Source organism: Streptomyces sp. NPDC015144, from assembly GCF_043079735.1.
In the GTDB taxonomy this organism is placed as follows: domain Bacteria; phylum Actinomycetota; class Actinomycetes; order Streptomycetales; family Streptomycetaceae; genus Streptomyces.
The window spans coordinates 40,407-66,694 of sequence record NZ_JBIBUU010000009.1; the positions used below are offsets into that span (position 1 = coordinate 40,407).

23 protein-coding genes are annotated in these 26,288 nt (G+C 73.5%); 15 read left to right on the top strand and 8 right to left on the bottom strand.

Annotated elements, in window-relative coordinates:
* Positions 1-17: 17 nt before the first annotated feature.
* Positions 18-515 (bottom strand): hypothetical protein, encoded by a 498-nt coding sequence (locus ACF08W_RS17280; protein WP_385203066.1) that lies wholly within the window; start codon positions 513-515, stop codon positions 18-20.
* Positions 516-548: 33 nt separating this feature from the next.
* Positions 549-1,055 (bottom strand): NUDIX hydrolase, encoded by a 507-nt coding sequence (locus ACF08W_RS17285; RefSeq protein ID WP_392279734.1) that lies wholly within the window; start codon positions 1,053-1,055, stop codon positions 549-551.
* 231 nt (positions 1,056-1,286) lie between these two features.
* Between ACF08W_RS17285 and ACF08W_RS17290 the strand changes: the two genes are divergently transcribed.
* Positions 1,287-1,757, top strand: coding sequence for a TrkA C-terminal domain-containing protein (locus ACF08W_RS17290; RefSeq protein WP_352274180.1), 471 nt, complete (start codon positions 1,287-1,289; stop codon positions 1,755-1,757).
* Positions 1,758-1,759: 2 nt separating this feature from the next.
* The gene (locus ACF08W_RS17295; RefSeq protein WP_392279735.1) at positions 1,760-3,058 is read left to right on the top strand and encodes a cation:proton antiporter; all 1,299 of its coding nucleotides are present in this window, start codon (positions 1,760-1,762) and stop codon (positions 3,056-3,058) included.
* Positions 3,059-3,122: 64 nt separating this feature from the next.
* On the opposite strand, the gene ACF08W_RS17300 is transcribed toward ACF08W_RS17295, so the two are convergent.
* Together ACF08W_RS17300 and ACF08W_RS17305 are read right to left on the bottom strand one after the other, a co-directional pair.
* Positions 3,123-4,070, bottom strand: a complete 948-nt coding sequence (locus ACF08W_RS17300; protein ID WP_392279736.1) for a M56 family metallopeptidase — start codon at positions 4,068-4,070, stop codon at positions 3,123-3,125.
* 7 nt (positions 4,071-4,077) lie between these two features.
* Positions 4,078-4,632, bottom strand: a complete 555-nt coding sequence (locus ACF08W_RS17305; protein ID WP_392279737.1) for a BlaI/MecI/CopY family transcriptional regulator — start codon at positions 4,630-4,632, stop codon at positions 4,078-4,080.
* Between the two features lie 175 nt (positions 4,633-4,807).
* On the opposite strand from ACF08W_RS17305, the gene ACF08W_RS17310 reads away from it, so the two are divergent.
* Complete coding sequence (locus tag ACF08W_RS17310) at positions 4,808-5,263, top strand: TerB family tellurite resistance protein (protein WP_352274177.1); 456 nt, start codon at positions 4,808-4,810, stop codon at positions 5,261-5,263.
* A 204-nt stretch (positions 5,264-5,467) separates the two neighbouring features.
* On the opposite strand, the gene ACF08W_RS17315 is transcribed toward ACF08W_RS17310, so the two are convergent.
* On the bottom strand, positions 5,468-6,538 hold the full coding sequence (locus ACF08W_RS17315) for a helix-turn-helix domain-containing protein (RefSeq protein WP_352274176.1): 1,071 nt from the start codon (positions 6,536-6,538) through the stop codon (positions 5,468-5,470).
* Between the two features lie 285 nt (positions 6,539-6,823).
* Here ACF08W_RS17315 and ACF08W_RS17320 point away from each other — a divergent pair, with 285 nt between their 5' ends.
* The 5 genes from ACF08W_RS17320 to ACF08W_RS17340 all read left to right on the top strand — a co-directional run bounded on the left by ACF08W_RS17320 (position 6,824) and on the right by ACF08W_RS17340 (position 17,624).
* Positions 6,824-7,480 (top strand): hypothetical protein, encoded by a 657-nt coding sequence (locus ACF08W_RS17320; protein ID WP_385203048.1) that lies wholly within the window; start codon positions 6,824-6,826, stop codon positions 7,478-7,480.
* A 159-nt stretch (positions 7,481-7,639) separates the two neighbouring features.
* Positions 7,640-9,772 (top strand): flotillin family protein, encoded by a 2,133-nt coding sequence (locus ACF08W_RS17325; RefSeq protein WP_392279738.1) that lies wholly within the window; start codon positions 7,640-7,642, stop codon positions 9,770-9,772.
* Positions 9,773-9,875: 103 nt separating this feature from the next.
* The gene (locus ACF08W_RS17330) at positions 9,876-14,825 is read left to right on the top strand and encodes a DNA repair ATPase (protein ID WP_392279739.1); all 4,950 of its coding nucleotides are present in this window, start codon (positions 9,876-9,878) and stop codon (positions 14,823-14,825) included.
* 44 nt (positions 14,826-14,869) lie between these two features.
* The gene (locus ACF08W_RS17335) at positions 14,870-16,900 is read left to right on the top strand and encodes an NAD-binding protein (protein ID WP_385203039.1); all 2,031 of its coding nucleotides are present in this window, start codon (positions 14,870-14,872) and stop codon (positions 16,898-16,900) included.
* A 67-nt stretch (positions 16,901-16,967) separates the two neighbouring features.
* A complete protein-coding gene (locus tag ACF08W_RS17340) occupies positions 16,968-17,624 on the top strand; it encodes an exonuclease domain-containing protein (RefSeq protein WP_392279740.1) in 657 nt (218 codons plus the stop codon).
* Between the two features lie 8 nt (positions 17,625-17,632).
* Here the strand turns inward: ACF08W_RS17340 and trpS are convergent, their stop codons facing one another.
* Positions 17,633-18,682: a tryptophan--tRNA ligase gene (gene trpS, locus ACF08W_RS17345; protein ID WP_385203033.1), complete on the bottom strand. Its 1,050-nt coding sequence runs from the start codon at positions 18,680-18,682 to the stop codon at positions 17,633-17,635.
* A gap of 475 nt (positions 18,683-19,157) precedes the next feature.
* Between trpS and ACF08W_RS17350 the strand changes: the two genes are divergently transcribed.
* A complete protein-coding gene (locus ACF08W_RS17350; protein WP_385203027.1) occupies positions 19,158-19,670 on the top strand; it encodes a SigE family RNA polymerase sigma factor in 513 nt (170 codons plus the stop codon).
* A 41-nt stretch (positions 19,671-19,711) separates the two neighbouring features.
* Positions 19,712-20,980: a hypothetical protein gene (locus ACF08W_RS17355; protein ID WP_392279741.1), complete on the top strand. Its 1,269-nt coding sequence runs from the start codon at positions 19,712-19,714 to the stop codon at positions 20,978-20,980.
* A gap of 183 nt (positions 20,981-21,163) precedes the next feature.
* Here ACF08W_RS17355 and ACF08W_RS17360 read toward each other — a convergent pair whose 3' ends face one another.
* The gene (locus tag ACF08W_RS17360; RefSeq protein WP_366288753.1) at positions 21,164-21,301 is read right to left on the bottom strand and encodes a DUF6126 family protein; all 138 of its coding nucleotides are present in this window, start codon (positions 21,299-21,301) and stop codon (positions 21,164-21,166) included.
* Between the two features lie 167 nt (positions 21,302-21,468).
* Here ACF08W_RS17360 and ACF08W_RS17365 point away from each other — a divergent pair, with 167 nt between their 5' ends.
* From ACF08W_RS17365 to ACF08W_RS17375, 3 genes are all read left to right on the top strand, one after another.
* Positions 21,469-22,569: an LLM class flavin-dependent oxidoreductase gene (locus ACF08W_RS17365; RefSeq protein WP_392279742.1), complete on the top strand. Its 1,101-nt coding sequence runs from the start codon at positions 21,469-21,471 to the stop codon at positions 22,567-22,569.
* Between the two features lie 14 nt (positions 22,570-22,583).
* The gene (locus ACF08W_RS17370; protein WP_392279836.1) at positions 22,584-23,237 is read left to right on the top strand and encodes an FMN reductase; all 654 of its coding nucleotides are present in this window, start codon (positions 22,584-22,586) and stop codon (positions 23,235-23,237) included.
* 82 nt (positions 23,238-23,319) lie between these two features.
* The gene (locus ACF08W_RS17375; RefSeq protein WP_352274165.1) at positions 23,320-23,742 is read left to right on the top strand and encodes a universal stress protein; all 423 of its coding nucleotides are present in this window, start codon (positions 23,320-23,322) and stop codon (positions 23,740-23,742) included.
* A gap of 73 nt (positions 23,743-23,815) precedes the next feature.
* Here ACF08W_RS17375 and ACF08W_RS17380 read toward each other — a convergent pair whose 3' ends face one another.
* Positions 23,816-24,229: a hypothetical protein gene (locus tag ACF08W_RS17380; protein ID WP_385203016.1), complete on the bottom strand. Its 414-nt coding sequence runs from the start codon at positions 24,227-24,229 to the stop codon at positions 23,816-23,818.
* A gap of 118 nt (positions 24,230-24,347) precedes the next feature.
* Between ACF08W_RS17380 and ACF08W_RS17385 the strand changes: the two genes are divergently transcribed.
* Positions 24,348-25,262 carry a hypothetical protein gene (locus tag ACF08W_RS17385; RefSeq protein WP_392279743.1) on the top strand — a complete coding sequence of 305 codons (915 nt, stop codon included), beginning with the start codon at positions 24,348-24,350 and terminating at the stop codon, positions 25,260-25,262.
* 65 nt (positions 25,263-25,327) lie between these two features.
* Positions 25,328-26,278, top strand: a complete 951-nt coding sequence (locus ACF08W_RS17390) for an NADP-dependent oxidoreductase (RefSeq protein WP_352274162.1) — start codon at positions 25,328-25,330, stop codon at positions 26,276-26,278.
* Positions 26,279-26,288: the final 10 nt, after the last annotated feature.

A 26,288-nucleotide genomic window follows, 5' to 3' on the forward strand; every position in this document is an offset into this window, starting at 1 on the left:
TCCCCCGCGCCGCCGCCTCAGCGCCGGGTGATCGAATCGACGGCGCCGAGGTCCTGGCGCATCACCGCCCGGAGCTCCGCCAGCGCCCGGTCGAGCCGGTCCTCCAGCCCACGGTAGGCGGGGCTGCCGGCGACCGGACCGTCCGCGTCCGCCGCCCCCGCCACCAACAGGTCCCGGGTGTCCCGCAGGACCAGGAACGCTGAGCGGGCCGCGTCCACGATCTCCCGCGGCGCGACGATGGCGAGCTGGTGACGGATCTCGTAGGCCCCGGGCGCCAGGAACACCTCACGCACCCGCTGCCGGCGCTCCTCCCCGTGGCCCTCCTCCCGCGCGCACTCGTCGAGCGCCGTCCGCGTCCGGGAGAGCGCGGCGGTGTACTCGGCGTAGAGCTGCCGCCGGACGTCGAGGCTCTGCCCGGCCCGCTCCCTGCGCCATCTGAGCCGGTCGGTGACCAGCGTGGAGCCGATCCCGATCACCGCACCGAGCGCCGTGCTGACCGGCGATATCCACTCCATACCGCCCGAGGGTAGGGGTCGTGCCGCCCGGTGTCAGTGGTGCCAGGGCAGCCGGGCCGGGGTTTCCGGGACCCGCCCGGCCACGAGTCCGGCCACCAGTCCGGCCAGGCCGAAGGGATACACCGTCTCCTCGGTGGCCGCCAGCTCCGCGAGCGTCCACCAGCGGTAACCGGCGTGGTACCTGCGTTCGTCGTCCGCCAGCCCGGAATCGTCGATGCGGCCGCCCGTGACCCGGGTGTGGAAGAACATGTCCCGGAAGACCCCCTCGGCCCATCCGAGATCCGCGTACCCGGAGGTCTCCGCGACCATCGCGCCCAGCGCCTCCGGCCCGATCGACAGCCCGGTCTCCTCCCGGAGTTCGCGGGACGCCGCCTCCGCCGGGCTCTCCCCGTCCTCGACGCCACCGCCCGGGGCGCACCATCCGTGACCGCTCCCGGGGTCGTCCAGGTCGGTCCGGAACCTCAGCAGGAGCAGACGGTCCCGCTCGTCGGTCAGAAGGACGCGGGCGGACTCTCGGCGAAAGCCTTCCGGGGCGGACATCCCGGCAGCGTATCCAGCGGGGCGACGGCCCGGAAGGGCGCGGGAGCCCGCTCCGGCCCGTACCGAGCGGGAGCCCGCTCCGGGCCGTCCCGCACCCCCGCGCAACCCCCCGTACACCGGTCCGTGCGGTCCACGCCCCAAGGCCGGTGGAACCCTCCGGATAAGGTAATGACCGGATAAAGAGATCACCAAGTGCGTCGGAGTCGGCGCACACCCTCTCGGGAGGAAGCCATGGGAACCCACCGCACCACGCTGCCCGGAGTCGGTGTGCAGTACGACTACACGACCGAGTCGGGCCAGCACATCTCCGTCGTCGTCCACCACGACGGGCGCCGGTTCATCGGCTTCTACGACCAGGACGACCCTGATTCGTGCCGACTCTCGGTACCGCTGACGCCCCAGGAGGCCACCGGCCTCGCGCACCTCATCGACGCGGCACCCATCGACGCCGTCCGGACCGAGGGCATCGACCTGGTCACCGAGCACATCCCGCTCGGCACCCGCTCCCCGTACGGCGGGCGGCTGCTCGGGGACACCAAGGCGCGCACCAGGACGGGGGCGTCGATCGTCGCCGTGCTGAGGACCCACAGCGCGCACCCGTCCCCCGGGCCGGACTTCCGGCTGGCCATCGGGGACACGCTTGTCGTCGTAGGAACACGTGAGGGCGTGGACACGCTCTCCGAGATCATCGCGGAGGGCTGACCGTGCACGACACGACCGCACTGCTGGTGGAGCTGGGCTCCGTCATTCTGGGGCTCGGACTGATCGGGAGGTTCGCCGGCCGCATCGGCCTCTCCCCGATCCCGCTCTACCTGCTGGCCGGACTCGCCTTCGGACAGGGCGGGCTCCTGCCGCTGGGGGCCAGTGAGGAATTCACCGCCGTAGGCGCCGAGATCGGCGTCATCCTGCTGCTCCTCCTGCTCGGACTGGAGTACAGCGCGTCGGAACTGGTCACCAGCCTCAAGACCCAGTACCCCTCCGGGGCCGTGGACTTCGTACTCAACGCGACCCCGGGAGCCGTGGCGGCGCTGCTGCTCGGCTGGGGTCCGGTGGGGGCGGTCGCCCTGGCCGGGGTCACCTGGATCTCGTCGTCCGGGGTCATCGCCAAGGTGCTCACCGACCTCGGACGGCTCGGCAACCGGGAGACGCCCGTCATCCTCGGCGTCCTCGTCATCGAGGACCTCTCGATGGCCGTCTACCTGCCGCTGCTCACCGCGATGGTGGCGGGCGTCGGCCTCGCCGGCGGCAGCGTCGCGCTGCTCATCGCGCTCGGCACGGTCGGGCTGGTGCTCTACCTGGCGCTGCGGCACGGCCGGCTGATCAGCCGGGCCGTCTCCTCCGACAACCCGGAGATGCTGCTGCTGGTGGTCCTCGGGCTGACCGTGCTGGTCGCCGGGGTCGCGCAGGAGCTGAAGGTGTCCGCCGCCGTCGGCGCCTTCCTGGTCGGCATCGCGCTCTCCGGGGAGGTCGCCGAGGGCGCCCGCAAGCTGCTGACGCCGCTCCGGGACCTGTTCGCCGCCGTCTTCTTCGTCTTCTTCGGGCTCTCCACCAACCCGGCCGAGATCCCGCCGGTGCTGATCCCCGCCGCGCTGCTCGCGATCACCACCGTCTTCACCAAGATAGCCACCGGCTGGTACGCCGCCCGGCGGGCCGGGATCGGCTCGCGCGGCCGCTGGCGGGCCGGCGGCACACTCGTCGCGCGCGGTGAGTTCTCCATCGTGATCGCCGGTCTCGCGGTGGCCACCGAGCCCCGGATCGGGCCCATCGCCACCGCCTACGTCCTCATCCTGGTCATCGTCGGCCCGCTCACCGCCCGCTGGACCCAGCCGGTCGCGGCCCGGATCGGCGCCTGGCGCGCCGGTAAGGGAACGGACGCCGGGGGTTCCGCCGGCGCCGCCACCCCGGCCGGTGCCGGAGCCGGAGCCGGTACGAAGCGCGAGGACGCACGCACCGAACCCGTCGCCGCGCAGCAGGAGTTCGCGCCCGCCGCCGACCAGCCCTGACGCACCCGCAGCACCCTCGCACCACCCCCGCGACCCCGCCGCGAACCGTCCGCTCCCGTACGGTTCAGAGCGGGGTCGCCGCGTGCAGGATGCCCACCAGCGTCACCGCCGCGCTCAGCGAGGAGAGCGCCGAGGCCGCCGTACCCACCGTCGCGACCAGCGCGGCGAGGGCGACATGGGCGGAGGACGGCGGCCACAGCCGCACCGGCTCCACCGGGGCGAGCAGCGCCTCGACCCGCCGCGGCACCGGGCCCGCCGGGGCCGCGAAGGCGGCGAACCCGGCGGAGACGTCCGGCCCCCGGTGCGTGTACAGCGCCGCCTTGCCCACCGCGATCGCCACCACCCGCCGGTCGCCGACCGCGCGGGCGGCCTCCTCGTCCGCCCACCGCTCGGTGCTGTACGAGACCGCGGTGCGCAGCGGCCGCAGGAACGGGTTGGCGCGGGCCGCGAGGTGGACGGCCAGCAGATAGCGGTGGTGCCGGGCCGCGAGGTGGGCCCGCTCGTGGGCGATCAGGGCGCGCCGCTCCCCGGCGTCCAGGCAGTCGGCCATCGCGGTCGAGACGACGACCCGGCCCGGAGCGCCCGGCAGCGCGTAGGCGTACGGCTCCGGGTCCGGGAGCACCGCGACCCCGTCCTCGACGACCGAGGGCGCGGCGGCCAGCGCCCGGTTCGCCCGTACCCGCAGCCGCACATGGCGCAGCACCGTCCGCCCGCAGGCCGCCAGCACCGCGGCCAGCGCCCCGATCGCGACGATGCCCGCCTTCTCGTCGTACGGCACCGCCTCCCGCACCTCCGGGTCCGCCCAGCTGTCCGGGAGCGGGTTGCCGGGCAGTTGGGCGGTGCCGACCACCATCAGCAGGCCCAGGCAGAGCGTGCTGCACAGGGCGAGCAGCGCGCCGACGACGGCCAGGAGCCGGGTCGCGATGCGCGGGTGCAGATGCTGTTCGGCCAGACGCGCGATCGGCAGCGCGGTCAACGGCAGGATCAGCGGCAGCCAGACGAAGACACCCATCGGCGGGCTACTGGCCTTCCGTCTCGCGGGGGCCGGGGTCCCGGGGCCCGGACCCCGGGGCGTCGGCCTCCTGGGGTCCGGGCGGGTCGTCCGGGGCGGAGGCGTCGGCGAGCAGGGCGCGCAGGCGTTCCTCGTCGCCGGGCGAGAGGGCCGAGACGAAACGGGCGAGGACGGCTCCCCGGTCCCGCTCGCCGTCCAGCACCCGGCGCATCCGCAGGGCCGCGAGCCCGGCCTCGTCGGCGGCGGACGTCCAGGTGTAGGAGCGGCCCTCGCGGGTGCGGGTCACGGCCTTCTTCACGTGGAGACGGGAGAGGATCGTGATGACGGTGGTGTAGGCGAGGTCGCCGTCCAGGCGTTCCTGGACCCAACCGGCCGTCGCGGGGCCGCTCGCGGACCGCAGTACGGCGAGGACCTGGGCCTCCAGTTCGCCCTGGCCGCGCCGGGGCGGCCTGGCCTCCGCGGGGGGCGGACACGCCTCGCCGGGAAGCCGGTGCGGGGTGCCGGGCACTCGGCCGGATCGTGGTTCGTTGTCCTGGGGGTGGCCGGGCCTGGCCGAGTCCATCGGGGGTCCGCCCTTCTGCGCTGCCGCGTCCGCCGCGGTGTCGCAGCATCCTACTGACCGCCGGTCAGGGAGCGCGGCGGGTACTCCTGCTGCTAACTTCTACACGTCTGTAGAGTTGAACTCCCGTCCGGCACCGCGCCGCAAGGCGAGCCGCAACGCAACGTATGGAGACGACATGGCACTGTGGGACCGGATCAAGGAATCCGCTTCGTCGATGCAGTCGCAGCTGGAAGCCAAGAAGAACGACCTGAAGAGCGGGGCGTTCCGTGACGCGAGCATGGCCATGTGTGCCCTTGTCGCCGCGGCCGACGGCTCCGTCGACCCCTCCGAGCGCCAGCGCGTCGCCGCTCTGATCGCGAGCAACGAGGTTCTGCAGAACTTCCCGGCCGACGACCTCCAGCGCCGCTTCAACGAGTACGTCAACAAGCTCACCGCCGACTTCGCCTTCGGCAAGGTCAGCATCCTCCAGGAGATCGGCAAGGCGAAGAAGAAGCCGGCCGAGGCCCGCGCCGTCATCCAGATCGGCATCGTCATCGGCGGCGCCGACGGCGACTTCGACAAGACGGAGCAGGCCGTCGTGCGCGAGGCGTGCTTCGCGCTGGACCTCCCGCCGCACGAGTTCGACCTGTAGTCCCTGGGACTACTCCCTCGTCCTCCGTCCGCCGGAGCGGTCTTCGCCGCTCCGGCCCCGGATCGCCGGACACAGCACGGCCGACTGACCATCGGCGGTGCCCGGCAGGCCGGGGGCGCGCGACTCCCCCCTGCGCGTCCCCGGCCACTTCTCGTTCCGCTTCCCGCGCCGCTTCTTCCGCTTCCCGTTCCGCCGGGGTGCGGGTCAGAGCTCGTTGGCGGGCCAGTCCAGCAGCCGGGCGCCGATGACCGCCGTCTGCAGGGTGTAGCGGTGCATCGGGTCGGACGGGTCGGAGCCGGTCAACTGGTGGATGCGCTCCAGCCGGTACGTCAGCGCCCGCACGCTCAGCGAGAGCCGGCGGGCCGTCTCGGCGGCCACACAGCCCGCCTCGAAGTAGACGTTGAGCGTCCTCAGCAGCGGTTCGGCGCCGCCCCGGGCCTGCTGGAGCGGGCCCAGCTCGCTGCGGACCAGGTCCGCCATCGCCTGCCGGTCGCGGGTCAGCACGGGGTAGACCAGCAGGTCCGCCGCGTAGAGCACCGGGTCGTCCAGGTCCATCCGCTCCGCGAGGTCCAGCGCCTCCAGCGCCTCGTCGTAGGAGTGGACCACCCCGCCGGGGCCGTGGTGCGGGCGGCCCACCGCGACCCGGCCGCCGTCCGTCGCCGCGTGCGACTGCTTGGCGAAGAACCGCAGCACATCGGGCTGGCTGCCCGGCGCGATGCAGACCAGCCGCCCGTCCTTCGTCGTCAGCAGGATCTTGCGGCCGCTGAACCGGGTGAGCATCGCCGTCTCGACCGTGCGCGGCACCGAGTCGGTCTCCGTGTACGCCTCCGGCCCGGTCGCCACCGCGACGGCGTGGGCGCGCGAGAGCCGCAGCCCGAACCGGGTGGCCCGCTCGGCGAGCCGCCCCAGGTCGCTCCGCCCGTACAGCAGGTCGTCGATGAACTCGCGGCGGGCCGCCTCCTCGCGGCGCACCGTCATCCGCTGGGCCCGCTCGAACCCCTCCGCGAAGGCGTCCACCGCCTGCTCGACCGCCGCCAGCACCGAGTCCGTGGACGCGGCGTCCGCGCCGGGGCCGAGCGGCCAGACGGCGCGCGTCTCCACCAGGTGACGGGAGACCAGGGCGCGGAGCTGGAAACCGTCCTCGGCCGCGCTCTTGCCCAGCAGCCGACGGTCCTCCAACTCGTCCCGCGTCAGCCGGCGGCCGGTGGCCGCCACATCGGCCAGGATGCGGGCATAGTCACCCAGGACTCCATCAGGGATCTCCGGCTCCGGCACGCACTCTCCTCCAACCCTGACGGGATATGGACACACTTGTGACGTGGTGATGACACGCCTGTCCCCCGCATATTCGCCGGTGCCGGTACCCGGCATCAAGGCGGGGTGAACATTGCCGGGTTCCGGCAGTGTTTCTCTTCCGCCCCCATGACACGATGCCGTCAGCACCAACGGGGGAAAACACGGGGGAAACGGGGGGAGATCCGGCTGCTGCGGCGCTGTTTCAGGCCGCGCCGCAGCAGCCGGGTCTGCGCCGCCCCAGTCGGCCACAGAGGGGGCGGAGAGATGCGAGAGTTCCTGAACGCGGCAACTTCCTTTCCTGCCGTCCTGTTCGGCGCCGCACTCGCCGTCGTCGTCTTCTTCTGGCTCCTGGTCCTGATCGGCGCGGCCGACCACCATTCCTTCGACGGCGACCTCGACACCGACCTGGCCGGGGCCGGCGGGGTGCCGGTCACCGTCTCGGTCTCCGTGATCACGGTCGTCGGCTGGTTCGCCGCGCTCAGCGGCACCGTCCTGCTGCACCGCTCCACCGTCTCGGGCCTCACCCGGGCCGGGCTGGCCGGCGGGGTGCTCGTCGGGGCGCTGCTGATCGGGCTGATCGTCCTGCGGGTGCTGGTGCGCCTCTTCCGCAGCCGCTTCCCGGACGAGCCCCCACCGTCGCGCCAGGACTTCCTGGGGCGGGTCTGCACCGTACGCACCGGCACGGTCGGTGCCGACTTCGGGCAGGCCGAGGTCACCGCGGACGACGGCTCCACCGCGATCGTCCAGGTCAGGCTGCTCGCCCCGGCGGATCCCGCGGCCCTGACGTCGGGCAGCGCCGGACTGCTGTACGCGTACGACGAGGCCGGCGAGTTCTTCTGGATCTCGCCCTACGACAAGGCGCTGGACCCGGGTCCGCCGTCACCGGCCCGACCACGCGGGGCGAAGCGCCGCACCGGCTGACCGTCCGCGCCACCGCGCGCACCGGACCGGTCCGGGCCGACGACGCTCGCCGCACCGCCACCGCCGTCACCGCCGCACGGGCAGCAGGCCGCTGCCGTCGCCGCCGGGGGCCGTCGCGCCCCTCACCAGTTTCTTCTTCACCAGCCGTCAAGGACTGTCATGGATGCCATCACCCTGGGCTTCGGTGTGCTCGTCGCCGTCGTCCTGCTCATCGCCGTAGCGCTGCTGCTCGTCATCACCCGGCTCTTCCGCAAGGTCGAACAGGGCAAGGCGCTGATCATCTCCAAGACCAAGAAGGTCGACGTCACCTTCACCGGTGCCATCGTCCTGCCGGTGCTGCACAAGGCCGAGACCATGGACATCTCGGTGAAGACCATCGAGATCCGGCGCACCGGGCGCGAGGGGCTGATCTGCCAGGACAACATCCGCGCCGACATCCACATCACGTTCTTCGTCCGGGTCAACAAGACCGTCGAGGACGTCATCAAGGTCGCCCAGTCCATCGGTACGGGCCGGGCCAGCAACGAGGCGGCGATCCAGGAGTTCTTCGGCGCGAAGTTCGCCGAGGCGCTCAAGACGGTCGGCAAGCAGCTCGACTTCGTCGACCTGTACACCAAGCGCGAGGAGTTCCGGGACCGGATCATCCGGGTCATCGGCACCGACCTGAACGGCTACCACCTCGACGACGCGGCGATCGACTTCCTGGAGCAGACGCCGCTGACGCAGCTCGACGGCGCCAACATCCTGGACGCCCAGGGCATCCGCAAGATCACCGAGCTGACCGCGATCGAGCACGTCCGCACCAACGAGTTCCAGCGCACCGAGCAGAAGGAGATCACCCGGCAGGACGTCGACGCCCGGGAGACCATCCTGGAGCTGGAGCGCCGGCAGGCCGAGGCCGAGATCAAGCAGCGCCGCGAGGTCGAGACGCTGCGGGCCCGTGAGGAGGCCGCCACCGCCAAGGTCCAGGAGGAGGAGCGGCTCGGCGCCCAGGCCGCGTTCATCCGCACCGAGGAGCAGCTCGGCATCCAGCGGGAGAACCAGGCCCGGGAGATCGCGGTCGCGCAGAAGAACCGCGAGCGGGTCATCGCCGTGGAGAACGAGCGGATCGAGAAGGACCGGCTGATCGAGGTCATCGGGCGCGAGCGCCAGACCGAGCTGGACCGGATCGCCGCGACCAAGGAGGTCGAGGCCGAGCGCCGCGAGGTCGCCGACGTGATCCGGGAGCGGATCGCGGTCGACCGCACGGTCGCCGAGCAGGAGGAGTCCATCAAGACGCTGCGGGCCGTCGAGGAGTCCGAGCGCACCCGCCGCTCGGTCATCATCGCCGCCGAGGCGGAGGCCCAGGAGAAGCTGGTCAAGGACATCAAGGCGGCCGAGGCCGCCGAGGCCGCCGCCACCCACCTGGCCGCCGAGCAGCTGACGCTCGCCGAGGCCCGGCTGAAGACCGCGGACCTGGACGCGCAGGCCAAGCTGCGCCTCGCCGAGGGCATCCAGGCCGAGTCCGCCGCCCCCGGTCTCGCCGAGGTGCAGGTGCGCGACGCGCAGGCCGACGTCATCGAGAAGCAGGGTCTCGCCGAGGCCGAGGCCACGTCCGCCCGGCTCAAGGCCGAGGCGGAGGGGGCCAGGCTCAAGGCGCTCGCCGAGGCCGAGGGCACCCAGGCACAGGCCACCGCCGACGCGGCGATGATCGGCGAGAAGCTGAAGGCCGAGGCGGCCGGGCTCACCGAGAAGGCGGCCGCGATGGCGGCGCTGGACGACGCCTCGCGCGGTCACGAGGAGTACCGGCTGCGGCTCGCCGCGGAGAAGGAGATCCGGCTGGCCGGGCTCGACGTGCAGCGGCAGGTGGCCGAGGCGCAGGCGACGGTGCTGGCCACCGGCCTGGAGAACGCCGACATCGACATCGTCGGCGGGGAGTCGGTCTTCTTCGACCGGCTGGTCTCCGCGGTCTCGATGGGCAAGAGCTTCGACGGGTTCATGGCGAACTCGGACACCGCGAAGGCCCTCGCCGGGCCGTGGCTGGACGGCTCCTCGTCGTTCACCGAGGACCTGACCCGGATGCTCGGTTCGGTCTCCACCGGCGATGTGCGCAACCTGACGGTCTCCGCGCTGCTGATGCGGATGATGAAGGCGCCGGGCGCCGGGGTCAGCGCCGGGCAGGTCGAGCAGCTGCTGACCGCCGCCCGGGAAGCCGGCCTCGCCGACCTGCCGGTCTCCGCGCTCACCGGCGCCCCGGCCGCCGCCCCGGTCCCCGTCCCCGCGGCGCGGAACGGATCGGCCCCGGCCGTCTGATCCGCGGGTACCGGGCCCGTCCACCGCCGGACGGGCCCGGTACCGGGACGTGACACACCGCCACTTTTCGGTACAGACTTACCTCGCAGAAAGAGCCGTACGTATGGACACCGACACCACGACCGCAGCGCCCACCGGCGGCCCCGTGGACGCGGGTACGTACGACGTACTGCGCCGCCGGCTCGGCGACCGGGCCGCCGAACTGGCCCGCCGGGCCGAGAAGCTGAACGCCCGCCGCACCGAGGAGTTCGGCTCCACCGAGCTCCGCCTCACCGGCACCGAGCAGCTCCGCACCGCCCACCCCGCCGTCGCCCGCGACCTGGTGGCGGCCGGCGGGCGGCTGCTGTTCGGCTTCGAACGCGGACCGGGGGCCGCCGACCCGGCCGAGGTCGCCGAGGTCTTCGCCCGGTACGGGGCGGAGCTGGACGCGCCCGACACCGAAGGCCCCCTCGCCGACGCCGACTTCGTCCGCGAGTTCGCCTCCCTGCACCGCTACTACCGCGACGCCCGGCTGCTGCGGCTGCGCCGGGTCGAGGGCAGGCTGCTCGCCGTCTTCCGCACCGGGGAGAACGCGGACGGGGTGCGGGTACTGCGCTGGGCGCTCGGCCCGGACGGCGCTCCGGGGGCCTTCCTCGACGCGCGCGGCGACCGCGACCACGTCTTCCCGCCCTCGCACGACTTCACCTGGACCGCCGCGGGCCGCGAGGCCCACGTCCTGGGCCGCCACCCGCACATCGCGGTCGGCGGCGACACCCCCGACGACGCCCCGCTCTTCGTCGACACCCTCGGCGGCCACCTCACCGTCAAGACGGTCAACGACACCGACACCGCCGAGGGCATCTACCGCGAGCCGGTCGCCGAACCCCTCCAGTCGCTCGCCGACGCCGAGGTCGAGCACGCCACGATCGGGCCGCTGGTCCTGCTCCGGGTCCGCCCGTACAACGAGGACGCCTGGCGGTACCTGGTCTTCAACTCGCTGCTCTCCACCGTGCGGCGGCTGGACGGCATCGGACCGGCCTGCCACCGCCTCCCCGAGGACCAGGGGATCATCTTCCCCGGCGGCTACTACCTCACCACCGGCACCGCCAAGACCTTCGACATCGCCGAGCCGCTCACCGACCCGGTCTTCGAGGGCACCGTGCGCTCCCCCAACGGCGAGGACGTCCTCTACGTCTTCCGCTCCCCCGACGACGGACGCGCCCTGCTCCTGCCGTACAACCTGATCCGGCAGGAGGTCGCCACCCCGCTCCAGGGCCGGGGCCACGCCCTGCTCGACGACGGCACCCTCGTCCTGCTGCGCACCGGCGACGAACCGGCCCGGGTCCACCCCGTGCAGCGCTGGCGCACCCCGTACGTCTCCGACACCCATGCGGCCTCCCGCCCCGCCGGGACCGGCCCGCTCGCCCGGGTCGGCAACGCCGATCTGGTGCGCGGCATCTCCGACTGCCTGGCCCTCGCGCACAGCGCCGCCGAGACGACACCGACCGCCGCCGTGTACGCCCGGCTGGTCGCCGACTGCACCCGCGCCACCGACCGGTACCACTGGCTCACCGACCCCGAACTCGACGCCCTGGCAGAGCCGTTGGCCGAGCTGAAGGCCACCGCCGAGCAGGTCGTCGTCGAGTTCGAGACGGTACGGGAGCTGACCCGGCAGGCCGCCGAGGCGCTCGACACCGCCGCCGACGACCTCACCGCCCTGGTCCGCCGCATCCGCGGCGAGGCCCCCCGCTCGGCCTCCGCCTGGGTGGACCAGCTCACCGCGCTGCGCCGCGCCCACGGCCATCTCTCCACCCTCGCCGAGATGCGGTACGCCGACACCGACCGCATCGCGGAACTGTCCGCCCAGGCCGCCGCCGACCTCGAATCGGCCGCCCAGCGCGCCGTCGCCTTCCTCGGCCGGGACGACGCCTTCGCCTCCTACCACCAGGACGTCGACCGGCTCACCGCCGAGGCGGCCGCCCTCGCCACCGTCGCCGACGCGGCGGAGCTCGGCGAGCGGCTGGGCGCCATGACGGACGGGCTGAGCACCGTCACGGACGTCGTCGCCGGGCTCGACATCGGCGACACCACCGTCCGCACCGGCATCCTGGAGCGGATCGCGGAGGTCCTCGGCGGGGTCAACCGGGCCCGCGCCACCCTCGACGCGCGCCGCCGCGAACTCCTCGACCACGAGGGCCGGGCCGAGTTCGCCGCCGAGTTCGCGCTGCTCGGGCAGGCCGTCACCGGGGCGATCGCCGCCGCCGACACCCCGGACGCCTGCGACGAGCAGCTGTCCCGGCTGCTGCTCCAGCTGGAGAACCTGGAGTCGCGGTTCGCCGAGTTCGACGACTTCCTGGCCGAGCTGGCCGGGCGCCGCACCGAGGTGTACGAGGCGTTCTCGGCCCGCAAGCAGACCCTCCAGGACGCCCGCGCCCGGCGCGCCGAGCGGCTGGCCCAGTCGGCGGCCCGGGTCCTGGAGACCGTCTCCCGGCGGCTGGCCGCGCTGGACGACACCGACGCGATCCACACCTACTTCGCCTCCGACCCGATGGTCGCCAAGGTCCGCCGCACCGCCGACGAGCTGCGCGAACTGGGCGACCCGGTGCGGGCCGAGGAGCTGGACGGCCGGCTGGTCGCCGCCCGTCAGGAGGCGGGCCGGGCGCTGCGCGACCGGGGTGAGCTGTACGCGGACGGCGGCGCCACGATCCGGCTGGGCCGGCACCGGTTCGCGGTGAACACCCAGCCCTTCGACCTGACGCTCGTCCCGCACGGGGACCGGCTCGCCTTCGCGCTCACCGGCACCGACTACCGCTCCCCGGTCACCGACCCGGAGTTCGAGGCGACCCGCCCGTACTGGGAGCAGACCCTGCCGTCGGAGTCCCCCCGGGTCTACCGGGGCGAGCACCTGGCGGCCCGGCTGCTCGACGAACACGGCGCGCACACCCTGGCCGCCCTGGACCCGGCCGGGCTCGCCGCCCTCGTCCGGGAGGCGGCGGCCGCCGCGTACGACGAGGGGTACCAGCGGGGCGTCCACGACGAGGACGCCACCGCGATCCTCACCGCCCTGCTGCGGCTGCACTCCGGGGCCGGACTGCTGCGCTGCCCGCCCACCGTGCGGGCGGCGGCCCAGCTCTTCTGGGCGTACGGGACCGACGGGGCGCGCCGCGTCTCGTGGACCCGGCGGGCCCGCTCGCTGGCCCGCGCCCGGGAGACCTTCGGGCTCGACACGGCGGTGGACGCGCTGCGGGAGGAATGGGCGGCGGAGATCGGCGGCGCGGACGCGGGGGTGCCGGGCGCGGATCCGGAGGCCGTCGCCGGGTACCTCTTCGAGGAGCTGACCAGCGGCCCGGAGGGCTTCGTCACCAGCGCCCCCGTCCGCACCTTCCTCGACAAGTTCCGCCGCACCACCGGCACGTCGGCCTACGACGACGACCTCGCCGCGCTCGGCGACGACCTGCCGGCCCGCCGCCAGCTCGTGGAGGGCTGGCTCGGCGCGTACGCCGCCGCGAGCGGTGCCGGGCTCGACGCGGGCGACCTCGCGGAGGCCGTCGCCGTGGAGCTCTGCCCGGCCGGGGTCCTCGACCGCTACGACCACGACGCCCCGCTGACCGCCCGGATCGACGGCCTGCTCGGCACCCACCCCCGGATCGAACGCGCCGCCCTGACCGTCCGGATCGACGAACTCCTCGCCCGCACCGCCGAGTTCCGCGCCGTGACCGTCCCCGGCTTCCGCGCCTACCAGCGCCGCCGCACCGCCCTGGTCGACGCCGAGCGGGCCCGGCTGCGGCTGGACGACCACCGGCCGCGCGTCATGTCGGCGTTCGTCCGCAACCGGCTGCTCGACGAGGTCTACCTGCCGCTGATCGGCGACAGCCTGGCCAAGCAGATCGGCACCGCCGACGCCGACCGGCGCACCGACTCCCAGGGCCTGCTCCTGCTGGTGTCGCCGCCCGGCTACGGCAAGACGACGCTGATGGAGTACGTCGCCGACCGGCTCGGCCTGGTCCTCGTCAAGATCAGCGGCCCCAACCTGGGCCACGACGTGACCTCGCTCGATCCGGCCCAGGCCCGCACCGCGACCGCCCGCCAGGAGATCGAGAAGATCAACTTCGCGCTGGAGTCCGGCAACAACACGCTCCTCTACCTCGACGACATCCAGCACACCTCGCCGGAGCTGCTCCAGAAGTTCATCCCGCTCTGCGACGCCACCCGCCGCATCGAGGGCGTCCGGGACGGCGAACCGCGCAGCCACGACCTGCGGGGCAAGCGGTTCGCGGTGTGCATGGCGGGCAACCCGTACACCGAGTCCGGCGAGCGGTTCCGCATCCCCGACATGCTCGCCAACCGGGCCGACGTCTGGAACCTGGGCGAGGTGCTGACCGGCCGGGAGGACGTCTTCGCGCTGAGCTTCGTGGAGAACGCCCTGACCGCCAACCCGGCGCTGGCCCCGCTCGCCGGGCGCTCCCGCGAGGACCTCGCCCTGTTCGTACGGATCGCCTCCGGCGACCCCTCGGCGCGCCCGGACCGGCTGGAGCACCCGTACACGCCCGCCGAGACGGACCGGATCACGGCGGTGCTGCGCCATCTGCTGACCGCCCGGGAGACGGTGCTGGCCGTGAACTCCGCGTACATCGCCTCGGCGGCGCAGACCGACCAGACCCGCACCGAGCCGCCGTTCCGGCTCCAGGGCTCGTACCGCGACATGAACAAGATCGCGGAGCGGATCGTGCCGGTGATGAACGAGGAGGAGCTGTCCGCCGTCGTCGACGACCACTACGCGGGCGAGGCCCAGACGCTGACCAGCGGCGCCGAGTCCAACCTGCTCAAGCTGGCCGCGCTGCGCGGCCGGCTCACCCCGGAACAGTCCGAGCGCTGGTCCGCGATCACCGCCTCCTACGTCCGCACACAGGCCCTGGGCGGCCCGGACGGCGACCCGATGGCCCGTGCCGTCGCCGCGCTCGGGCTGCTCGCGGACCGGATCGCGGCGGTCGAGACGGCGATCGTCCGGGTCACCGACCCCCGCCACACCCTGGCCAACCCGACGGCCCGCCACGCGGCCCCGCCACTGGAGTAACACCTTTCCACCCGCCAACTCCCCATGGAGCGAAGGAGAAAGGCATGCTGGGACTCGTGCCCTCACTTCCCCCACAGCCCCAACGCTCCCCGTTCAGCGGCCACATGGTCGTCTGCGGCGACGACGCGCTGGCCCGGCGGCTCGCCGTCGAGCTGCGTTACGTGTACGGCGAGCGGGTCGCCCTCGTCCTGCCGCCCGGCCGCGACGCCCGCCGCCCCGAACTGCCCCTGGCCGGGCGGGGCCTGGGCTCGCTGTTGGGGCGGGTCTCCTCGGCGATGAACCGCAACGGCGGCAACGGCGCCCGCCGGGGCGGCGTCGACCCGGACGACACGGACTCGCAGAGCGGCGCGTCCCGGCTCGGCGACGACACCAACGCCGGGGTCGACGCGGTCCGCATCCTGGAGGCCGCCGAGCCGTCCGACGAGGCGTTCGAGGAGGCGGGCGTGGAGACGGCCACCGCGCTGGCCCTGGTCTACGACGACGACGAGCGCAACATCCGGGCCGCGCTGACCGCCCGCCGCATGAACCCGCGGATCCGCCTGGTCATCCGGCTCTACAACCGCAAGCTGGGCCAGCATCTGGAGACCCTGCTCGACCAGGCCGCCGCCGTCACCGCGCCCGGCCTGGACCGGGCCGCCCTGGACGCCTCCACCACCGTGCTCTCCGACGCCGACACCGCCGCCCCCGCCCTCGCGGCGACCGTCCTCACCGGCTCCAGCAAGGTCATCCAGGCGGAGGGCCTGCTGCTGCGCGCCGCCGAACGCACCCCGCCCGGCGGCGGCCAGATCGCCGATCCCGGCCTGTGCACCCTTGCCCTCCTCTCCTCCACCACCCACGACCCGGCCGGGGCCGAGGGCTCCGACAGCAGCGGCGACGAGGGGCCCCGGCTGCTGCCCGACGAGCGTCAGGTGGCGGCGGCCACCGGGCGCGGCACGGTCGTCCTGGAGGCGATCAGCCAGGCCGGGCCGAGCGGACCGACGCCCCGGATGGGCGGCCGGGGCGCGCCGCTCAGCCAGGTCTTCTCGCGGCGGCTGCGCTGGTCGGCGCTGGGCGTCGGGCTGGCCGTGCTGGGCCTGGCCGTCGCGTCCACGCTGACCACCGGCGACTCCCCGGTGCACGCGGCGTACCTCACCCTGCTCGACCTGTTCGCGATGGGCGACCCGGCGATCGGCGACCCGACGGCCCGCCAGGTCATCCAGCTCCTGTCCGGTGTGGCCGGGCTGATGCTGCTGCCGCTGCTGGTGGCGGGGGTCCTGGAGGCGTTCGGCTCGATGCGCACCGCGTCCTCGCTGCGCCGCCCGCCGCGCGGCCTCTCCGGCCATGTGGTGCTGCTCGGGCTCGGCAAGATCGGCACCCGGGTGCTGGTCCGGCTGCGCGAACTGGGCGTCCCGGTGGTGTGCGTGGAGGACGACCCGGACGCGCGCGGCATCCCGGTGGCCCGGCGGCTGCACGTACCGGTGGTCATCGGGGACGTCACGCAGGAGGGCGTCCTGGAGGCGGCGAAGATCCAGCGCGCCCGGGCCCTGCTCGCGCTGACCAGCATCGACACCACCAATCTGGAGGCGACGCTCTACGCCCGCTCGGTCAAGCAGGACCTGCGGGTGGCGCTGCGGCTGTACGACGACGAGTTCGCCACCGCCGTCTACCGCACCCTGCGCACCGCCCACCCGCACGCCGTGACCCGGTCCCGATCCGTCTCGCACCTGGCCGCGCCGTCCTTCGCGGTCGCCATGATGGGGCGCCAGATCCTGGGCGCGATCCCGGTCGAGCGGAAGGTGATGCTGTTCGCGGCGATCACCGTGGCGGGCCATCCGCAGCTGGAGGGCCGCACGGTGGAGGAGGCGTTCCGGGCGGGTGCCTGGCGGGTCCTCGCCCTGGACGCCAACCCGCCCGGCAGCCGCCGCCCGGACCTGTCCTTCCCCGACCCGGCCTCCCCGGACCAGCCGTCCGGCCTGCTCTGGGACCTGCACCCCGGGTACGTCCTGCGCGCCGAGGACCGGGTGGTGATCGCCGCGACCCGCCGGGGCCTGGCCGAACTCCTGCGCCGCAGCCGGAGCGGGGCCCCGAGGCGGTGACCGGGGCGCCGCCCGGTCACCGGAAACCCGGATGCCGGGCGCGCCGCCCGCCGCCTACCCTGCGGCCATGGACCCGACCCCCGAACTCCTCAACGTGATCGACATCGAGGCGACCTGCTGGGACGGCCAGCCGCCGCCCGGCGCGGTCAGCGAGATCATCGAGATCGGGCTCACCGTCGTCGACCTGCGCGCGGCCGCGGAGACCGGCCCCGACGACGAGGGGCCGCGCACCCGGGGCTGGGCCGCCCGGGGGAAGGCCGCCCAGGGAAGGGCCTTTCCAGGAAGGGTCGCCCGCCACCGCATCCTGGTCCGGCCCGCCCGCTCCTCGGTCAGCGCCTTCTGCACCGGACTGACCGGCCTCACCCAGGCCGAGGTGGACACCGGGGTCTCCTTCGCCGAGGCCTGCCGGCTGCTGGCGGCCGAGCACCGCGCGGGGATCCGCCCCTGGGCCAGCTGGGGCGACTACGACCGCAACCAGTTCGTCCGCCAGTGCCGGGCGACCGGCACCCCGTACCCCTTCGGCCGCCACCACACCAACGCCAAGATCCCGTTCACCGCCGCCCACGGCCTGCGCAAGCGCCCCGGGATGGCCCGGGCCCTGGAGGTGGCGGGCCTCCCGCTGGAGGGCCGCCACCACAGCGGCGCGGACGACGCCTGGAACATCGCGGCGCTCGTCCTGGACACCGCCGCCCGGGGTGCCTGGCCGACGCCGGACGCCCGCTGACCCGGCCCTCAGACCAGCCCGCCCATCGCCCCGCGCACCTCGGCCAGGGTCTTTGAGGCGATCTCCCGGGCCCGCTCGTTCCCGGCCCGGAGCACCGACCGTACGTACCCGAGGTCGCGGGCGTACGCGGCGCGCCGGGCCCGGATCGGCGCCATCCGGGCGTTGACGGCCTCGGTCACGGTCCGCTTGAGCGCCGCCGCTCCGCCCCCGCCGATCTCCTCGGCCACCGCGTGCGGGTCCCGGTCCAGGCAGAGGGCGGCCAGCAGGACGAGGGAGGACACCCCGGGCCGGTTCTCGGGGTCGTAGGTGATGTGCCGCTCGCCGTCGGTCCGGGCACCCTTGATCAGCCGGGCGGTCTCGTCGGCGTCGGCGCGCAGCGCGATGGAGTTGCCCCGGCTCTTGCTCATCTTGGTGCCGTCGGTGCCCAGGAGCAGCGGCGCGGCGGAGAGCAGCGCGTCCGGCTCCGGGAAGACCTGCCCGTACCGCTCGTTGAAGCGGCGGGCGACGGTCCGGGTGACTTCGAGGTGCGGGAGCTGGTCCTGGCCGACCGGTACCAGGTTGCCCTTGCAGAACAGGATGTCGGCGGCCTGGTGCACAGGGTAGGTGAACATCAGCCCGCTGACGGAGGACTGCCGGGAGTGCGCGATCTCGTCCTTGACGGTGGGGTTGCGGTTCAGCTCGGCGACGGAGACCAGGCTCAGGAACGGCAGCATGAGCTGGTTGAGCTCGGGGACGGCGCTGTGGTTGAAGACCGTCGCCCGCGCGGGGTCGATCCCGGCGGCGAGGTGGTCCAGCAGCAGCCCCTCCATGTTCTCGGTGAGCCGGTCGGCGACGTCCCGGTCGGTGAGCACCTGGTAGTCCGCGACGATCACGAAGACGTCCACCCCGGCGTCCTGGAGCCGGACCCGGTTGTGGAGGGTGCCGAAGTAGTGCCCCAGGTGGAGCGGCCCGGTCGGCCGGTCCCCGGTCATCACCCGGAACCCCTCCGGGGCCTGCCGGATGCGCTCCTCCAGCTCGGCGGTGCGCTGCCGCTCGGACGGTACGGTCGCGGTGCTCATGGCGGGTCTCTCCCTGTGGTCCCGGCCGCGTTGGCGGCGGTGCGGAGGACGGCCCCCATGAGGGCAGCGAAAAGGGCCGTCCGTGAACGAACGGCCCTGTTTCCGTGCGAAGGCTAGGCGGCCGCTCCTAGAAGGAGCGCCACCAGCCACGGCACGGTACGAAGCTCATGCTCCGAGCTTAACGCGCCCGAGTTCCGCCCACCCGGCCTTTCCCGGCCCGCATCGCGCCCCGTCGGAGCGACCGGCATCAACGAAGCGACCCTCTGTCGCATCGAGAAGGCGCGGGCCCGACCACAGAAGCGGACCCTGGTCGCCCTTCTGCATCTCTACTCGGCACCCGAGGAGTACACGGCTTACATCGGCTTCGAGAGCGAAGCGCGCACCCTCGGCCGTAGCGTGGACGCCGAATGAAACATCTCGCCGCTGCCGCCGCATCTAAAGGGTGTAGGCGACGGAGACAAGGGGAGAGTGGCGGATGAGACGGTCCCACGAGACCGCCTTCCGGGAGTTCGCGGCGGCCCGCATGGGGCATCTCTTCCGTTCGGCGTGCTTGCTGACCAGCGGCGATACCCATCTCGCCGAGGATCTGGTGCAGGAGACGCTGGGGCGGATGTACGTGGTGTGGGGGAAGCCGTCGAAGCTCGGCAACCCGGCGGCGTACGCACAGACGGTGCTCGTACGGGTCTTTCTGGCGCACCAGCGGCGGCGTTCGTCGGGCGAGCGGCCGAGCGACGAGCTTCCCGAGGCGCCGGAGACGGCCGCGCAGGGTGACGCCCCGCTGCGGCTCACACTTCTGGACGCGCTGCGGAAGCTGCCGCCGAAGGACCGGGCGGTGGTCGTGCTGCGGTACTGGGAGGACCGGTCCGTCGCGGAGACCGCGGATGTCCTCAACGTCAGCTCCGCGGCGGTACGCACCCGCAGCAGCCGCGCGCTCGCCCGGTTGAGGGCGCAGCTGGGCGACAGCGTGAAAGAGCTCGCGGCGCTCTGAGCCGCTCGACCGACGATGACGAGAAAGGGTGGTGATTCGGCATGTCCGGAACGCAGGAGGACCTGGACGCCTTCGCGGGCGGTCTCGGTGACGCGCTGCGCCGCACCGGGGAGGGCTTCGCGGTGGAGGGGCGCCCGCTGGTGGACGGGGGCGTCACGCTCGGCCGGCGGAGGCAGCGGCGCAGGCGGGTGTCGGCGGTGACCGGCAGTGTGGCGGCGCTCGCGCTGGTGGGCTTCGGGGCGTCGTACGCGACCGGGGCGCTCGGCGGCGGACCGGGGTACGGCGTGGCCTCGGGGCCGAGGTCGCAGGAGACCGTTCCCGCGGCGATGTCGTCGCCGGGCAAGGGGCCGCAGCTCTCGGAGCAGCAGGTGATCGCGACGCTGGAGGGGCTGCTGCCGAAGGGGAAGGTCAGCGAGCGGGCGGGGAGCGGCACGGCAGACAGGGGCGGGCCCGGCGCACGCCTCGTCCTCGACGACGGCGGGGGCGCGGCCGCGATCGCGGTGAGTGTGGGCACCGTGGACCCGGGCGGCATGGAGGCGGAGCAGCGGCTCGCGTGCCCGGACAAGGTCTACACGCCCTACGACTCCTGCCGGACGGAGACGCTGGCCGACGGTTCGCGCCTGACCGTGCTGCGCGGGTACGAGTACCCCGACAAGCGCGTGGACACCAAGTGGTGGAGCGCCTACCTCGTGACGTCCGACGGTTACGCGGTCGACGCCGGCGAGTGGAACGCGCCCGCGGAGAAGGGCGCCGCCACCACCCGGCCCGAACCCCCGCTCACGGGCAGTCAGTTGAAGGCGCTCGTCACTTCCGACGCGTGGCGACCCGTGATGAGCGCGCTGGGCCGGGCGACGCCGGAACCGCCCCGGCAGCCGCCGGCCCCGGGGCAGGACGGCCGGGCGATCCTGAAGAAGCTGAAGGCGCTGCTGCCCGCGTCCGCGAAGGTGACCGCCGAGCGCGGCGACGACGGGTTCGCGTACGTCGTCGTGAACGACGGCAAGGGCGCGAGCATGGTGCAGATCAATGCGCAGTCGGGCATGTCGGACGTGGAGGGGGAGCTGTTCGGGGCCGGGGCCGAGGTGCTGCCGGACGGGACGAAGGTCGTCACGCGCCAGGGTCCGGGCGAGAAGGGCGGCGAGGGCGTGGTGATGTGGACCGCCGACACCATCCGCCCGAACGGCCTGCGGGTCGTGGTGTCCGCGTTCAACTCCGGCTCCCAGCGGACGAAGGCCACCCGGGAGACGCCCGCGCTGACCCTGCGGCAGCTGAAGGAGATCGCCGCGAGCGGCGAGTGGGCCGCGGCGAAGTAGCCGTACGTACAAAGGCACAAAAGCACAAAGACGAAAAAGGCGCGGAAGCGCTGTCACTGTCACGGTTCGTCGGCCGAATCCGCTCGCGCGGGTTCGGCCGACGGCGTTCGCGGGGGCGTTCGCGGGGCGGTCCGGCACGCGCTGCGGGCGCCGTTCCGGCCGTAGCGTGGAGGGGGCGCCCGGCTACTTCTTCGCGTGCTCGCCGACGTAGAAGAGGATCCAGACGAAGCCCGCGAAGAGGTGGGTGGCGAAGACGTAGACGAAGACGCGCAGCATGACACCGCGCTCCTTCCAGCGTTCGCTCCCGCCCGTCCCGCTCATGGGCCCCGCCCTTCCTTCCGGCGGCGGTGCCGGGCGGCCCGCTCGCGTCCCGTCCAGGGTACGGCCGCCCCGTCCGACCCCCGCGGAATAGGTCGGGGGGGCTCCCCGTTGTAGGGTGTGTTCAGATAGTTCAACGTTCAACGAAACTAGGTTTCTGGAGGCGGGCCATGGAATTCGGCATCTTCACCGTCGGAGACGTCACCACCGACCCGACGACCGGCAGGACCCCGAGCGAGAACGAGCGGATCAAGGCCACGCTCGCCATCGCGCAGAAGGCGGAGGAGGTCGGTCTGGACGTCTTCGCGACCGGCGAGCACCACAACCCGCCGTTCGTCCCGTCCTCGCCGACGACCACGCTCGGCTACATCGCGGCCCGCACCGAGAACCTGATCCTGTCCACGTCCACCACGCTGATCACCACCAACGACCCGGTGAAGATCGCCGAGGACTACGCGACGCTCCAGCACCTCGCGGACGGCCGCGTCGACCTGATGATGGGCCGCGGCAACACCGGACCGGTCTACCCCTGGTTCGGCAAGGACATCCGCCAGGGCATCCCGCTCGCCATCGAGAACTACGCCCTGCTGCACAAGCTGTGGCGGGAGGACGTCGTCGACTGGGAGGGCAAGTTCCGCACGCCGCTCCAGTCCTTCACCGCGACCCCGCGCCCGCTGGACGGCGTCCCGCCGTTCGTCTGGCACGGCTCGATCCGCTCCCCGGAGATCGCCGAGCAGGCCGCGTACTACGGCGACGGCTTCTTCCACAACAACATCTTCTGGCCCATGGAGCACACCCGGAAGATGGTCGACCTCTACCGCCGCCGCTACGCCCACTACGGGCACGGCACCGCGGAGCAGGCGATCGTGGGCCTCGGCGGCCAGGTGTTCATGCGGAAGAACTCGCAGGACGCGGTACGGGAGTTCCGCCCGTACTTCGACAACGCGCCGGTCTACGGACACGGGCCGTCCCTGGAGGACTTCACGCGCGAGACGCCGCTGACGGTCGGCTCGCCGCAGGAGGTCATCGAGCGGACCCTGTCGTTCCGTGACGCCGTGGGCGACTACCAGCGCCAGCTCTTCCTGATGGACCACGCGGGACTGCCGCTCAAGACGGTCCTGGAGCAGCTCGACCTCCTCGGCGAGGAAGTCGTGCCGGTGCTGCGCAAGGAGTTCGCCGCGCTGCGCCCGGCCGGGGGCCCGGACTCCGCGCCCGTCCACCCCGCCGTCGCCGCCGCCCGCGCCGCCGCACCGACCACGAAGGAGAGCTGACCACCGTGACCACCGTGTTCGCCACCGAGCCCGTGCGCATCGTCGCCGTGTCGGCCGGGCTGAGCAGCCCGTCCTCGACCCGGCTGCTGGCCGAGCGGCTGGCCGGGGCCGCCCGTGAGCGGCTGCTCGCCGAGCAGGACCGCCCCGTCGAGATCCGGGTGATCGACCTCCGCGACCTGGCCGTGGACATCGCCAACCACCTGGTCACCGGCTTCCCGCCGGCCGCCCTGGACACGGCGATCAAGGAGGTCGTGGAGGCGGACGGGCTGATCGCCGTCTCGCCCGTCTTCACCGCCTCGTACAGCGGGCTGTTCAAGTCGTTCTTCGACCTGGTCGACAACACCGCGCTGACCGGCAAGCCCGTCGTCATCGCGGCGACCGGCGGCACCGCCCGCCACTCGCTGGTCCTGGAACACGCGATGCGTCCGCTCTTCGCCTACCTGCGGGCCACCGTCCTGCCGACGTCCGTGTACGCGGCGTCGGAGGACTGGGGCTCGGGCGGCGACGAGTACACCGACGGGCTGCCCTCCCGCATCCGTCGGGCCGGGGGCGAACTGGCGGCCGCGCTCACCGGCGGGCGGGCGGCCTCCGGGGCGTCCAGGACCCCCGGGCTCGACGACGAGGTGGTGCCGTTCGAGCAGCAGCTCGCCGACCTCCGCCTGGACTGACCCCCCACCCCGCACAACGGCCCGGTTTGATTAGAGTTGCACCGAAAGATGCGCACTGAGCCGAACCGAGCTGGAGGCAGTGATGGGCAGGATCGTGGTGGGCGTTGACGGCTCCGAGTCGTCGGTCAAGGCTCTGCACTGGGCCGTACGCCAGGCGGAGCTGACCGGCGACACGGTGGAGGCCGTCAACAGCTGGGAGTACCCCGCGACGAGCTGGGCGTCGATGATGCCCGGCATGCCGGAGGACTTCGACCCCCAGGCCCTGGCGACCGTGGCGCTCAACGAGACGCTGGAGGAGGCGCTGGGCGCCGAGGGCGCGGCGAAGGTCAGCAAGGTCGTGGTGATCGGCAACCCGGCCCAGTCCCTGCTGGACCGGGCCAGGGGCGCCAATCTCCTGGTCGTCGGGGCGCGCGGCTACAGCGGCTTCAAGGCGACCCTGCTCGGCTCGGTCAGCCTCCACGTCACCCAGCACGCCCCGTGCCCGGTGACGGTGGTCCGCGACTGACACCCCTGACCGCGGAACGCGGAGCGGGCCCGTACGCCGTGGCGTACGGGCCCGCTCCGTCGTCCCGGGGGAGCTACGTCTGTTGCTCGTGGGTGTAGAAGAGGTAGAACGCCGTGATGAACATGCCGAGGCCGACCGAAAGGCCCAGCATCGAGGAGCGCAGGACGCTCGATCCGGTCAGCCCGACCAGCAGCCCGATCGCCGCCGCGGTCAGCAGCCCGTAGGCCAGGCCGCGCAACAGGGGGATCATCCGGTGCTGGACCCGGCCGAGCGCGAAGCAGAGGACGGCCAGCACCACCGCGGTGATCAGTCCGTACCAGAACTGGCGGTAGCCGGTCGCGCCGTGGTTGCGGAGGATGAACGAGGCGTACAGACCATACGCCCCGCCCAGGATGACGGGGATCGCCCAGGAGAGCGCGCTGTGCCCGCGTGTCTGGACCCGCGATCCCGTCCGGCCGCGCGTCGGCATTGCTGCGTGTGTGGACATGCGGAGTTCTCCTTCCGTGACTCCTGTCCCCTCCAGGGCACACCCGACCGGGGCACCCGGCAACTCGGATGGCGTACGGCCCGGGGCGTCCCGGGCGGCCACGCGATTCCCTGGGAGGGTGCGGACGTATCTCTCGGCGGCCTGTTCGGCGGTACTGGTGGTGCTGCTCGCCGTCCTCGTCCCGGTCGGCGCGCTCTCCGCCTGGGTCGACCTGGAGATCGACAACACCGACCGCTACGTCGACGCGGTCGCCCCGCTCGCCGACGACCCCGATGTCCGGAACACCGTCGCCGACCTCATCACCGACGGGGCGATGCGCCAGATCGACGCCGGTCCCCTCCAGGGCGCCGCACGGAACTTCCTCCACCAGGCCGTCCTCTCCTTCACCACCACCGACGCCTTCCGGGACGCCTGGACCACCGCCAACCGCACCGCCCACGAGGCCGTCACCGCCGCCCTGGACGGCAGCACCGGCGAGGCCGTCACCATCGACCTGGCACCCGTGACCGAGCAGGTCAAACGGAACCTGGAGGAGAACGGGGTGCCGTTCGCCGACCGCGTCCCGGTCCAGCACACCGACATCACCCTGATCTCCGCCGACCGGGCCGACCAGCTGCGCCAGACCTTCCGGCTGCTGCGCGGCGGCAGCGTGTGGCCGGCCGTGGCCACCGTGCTGCTGGCCGTCCTGGCGGTGGCCGGGGCCTGGGCGCGGGGCGGCGGTCCGGGGCACCGGCGCTCCCCGACCGCCGCGCTGGCCGCCCTCGCGTGGACCGGGCTGGGCTTCGCGCTGGGGGCGCTGGTGCTGCGCGCGGTGGTGGCGGTCGCCCGGGGCCGGGTGCTGTCCGAGGTGCCGGGCGACGAGACGGCGGGGGCGGCGGCGGTGTACGACGCGCTGACCGGCTCGCTGCGCACGACCGCGTGGACGGTGCTCGCGGTGGGGCTGGTGGTGGCGGTGGTCGGTGCGGTGCTGGTGCGGCGGCGGAGCCGCTCCGGCGGCGGGAAAACCCGGGGCCCCGGCGTCGACATGCGGTGACGGGCGGGCCGGGGAAGAGTGGTTTCCGTGACTGCCGGACCGGGGGCGAGCGAGAGGTCTTCCGCATGCGAGCCATAGCCGTCGGCGCGTTCCGGGCCGACCCCGAACTGGTGCAGCTGCCCAAGCCCGAGCCGCGCGCCGGTGAGGTGCGGGTCAGGGTCCAGTACGCCGCACTCAACCCGTCCGACTGGCAGACGCCCGAGGGCGCATCGGGCGACGGGCCGGTGCCGCAGGTGTTCCCGATGGTGGTGGGCGTGGACTTCGCGGGCCGGGTCGACATGATCGGCAGCGGCCGCAACCGCTTCCGGGTCGGCGACCAGGTCTTCGGCCGGGTCCCCCGCCCGAACCCCACCGGCGGCGGCAGCTACTGCGAGTACCTGTCCGTCCCGCAGGACTCCGCCGTCACCGCCGTCCCGCCCGGCCTCTCCCTGCGGGCCGCCGCCGCGCTGCCGTCCGCCGGGATGGCCGCGGCGCAACTGCTGGAGACGGCGGCGCTGCGGGGCCACGAGACGCTGCTGCTGATCGGGGCGGCGGGCGGTGTCGGCAGCTATCTGACCCAGCTCGCCTCGGCCCGAGGCATCCGGGTGATCGCCGTGGTGCGGGGCGACGAGCGGCGGCGGATGACGGAGCTGGGCGCCGCCGCCACGGTCGACACCACTGCGGGCCCGCTCGACGCGGCGGTACGGGAGAGCTGCCGGGACGGCGTCGACGCCGTGATCGACCTGGTCTCCGACGGCCCGGACGCCTTCGCGGAACGGGCCGCTCCGGTGCGGCGCGGCGGGGTCGCCGTCACGACCCGGGGCGTCGCCGCCGGGGCCGCGCTGCCCGCCGGGGTGACCGGGATCGACTTCCGGCTGGAGCCCAGCCCGGTCCTGCTCGACGTGCTGGCGGCGGGCGCCGCCGAAGGGGTGCTGCGGGTGCCCGTCGACGCCGAACTCCCGCTGGAGAAGGCCCCGCAGGCCCTGGACCGGAACCGGACGGGCGGGGCTCGCGGCAAGACCGTGATCGTGCTCTGAGCCCCGTACG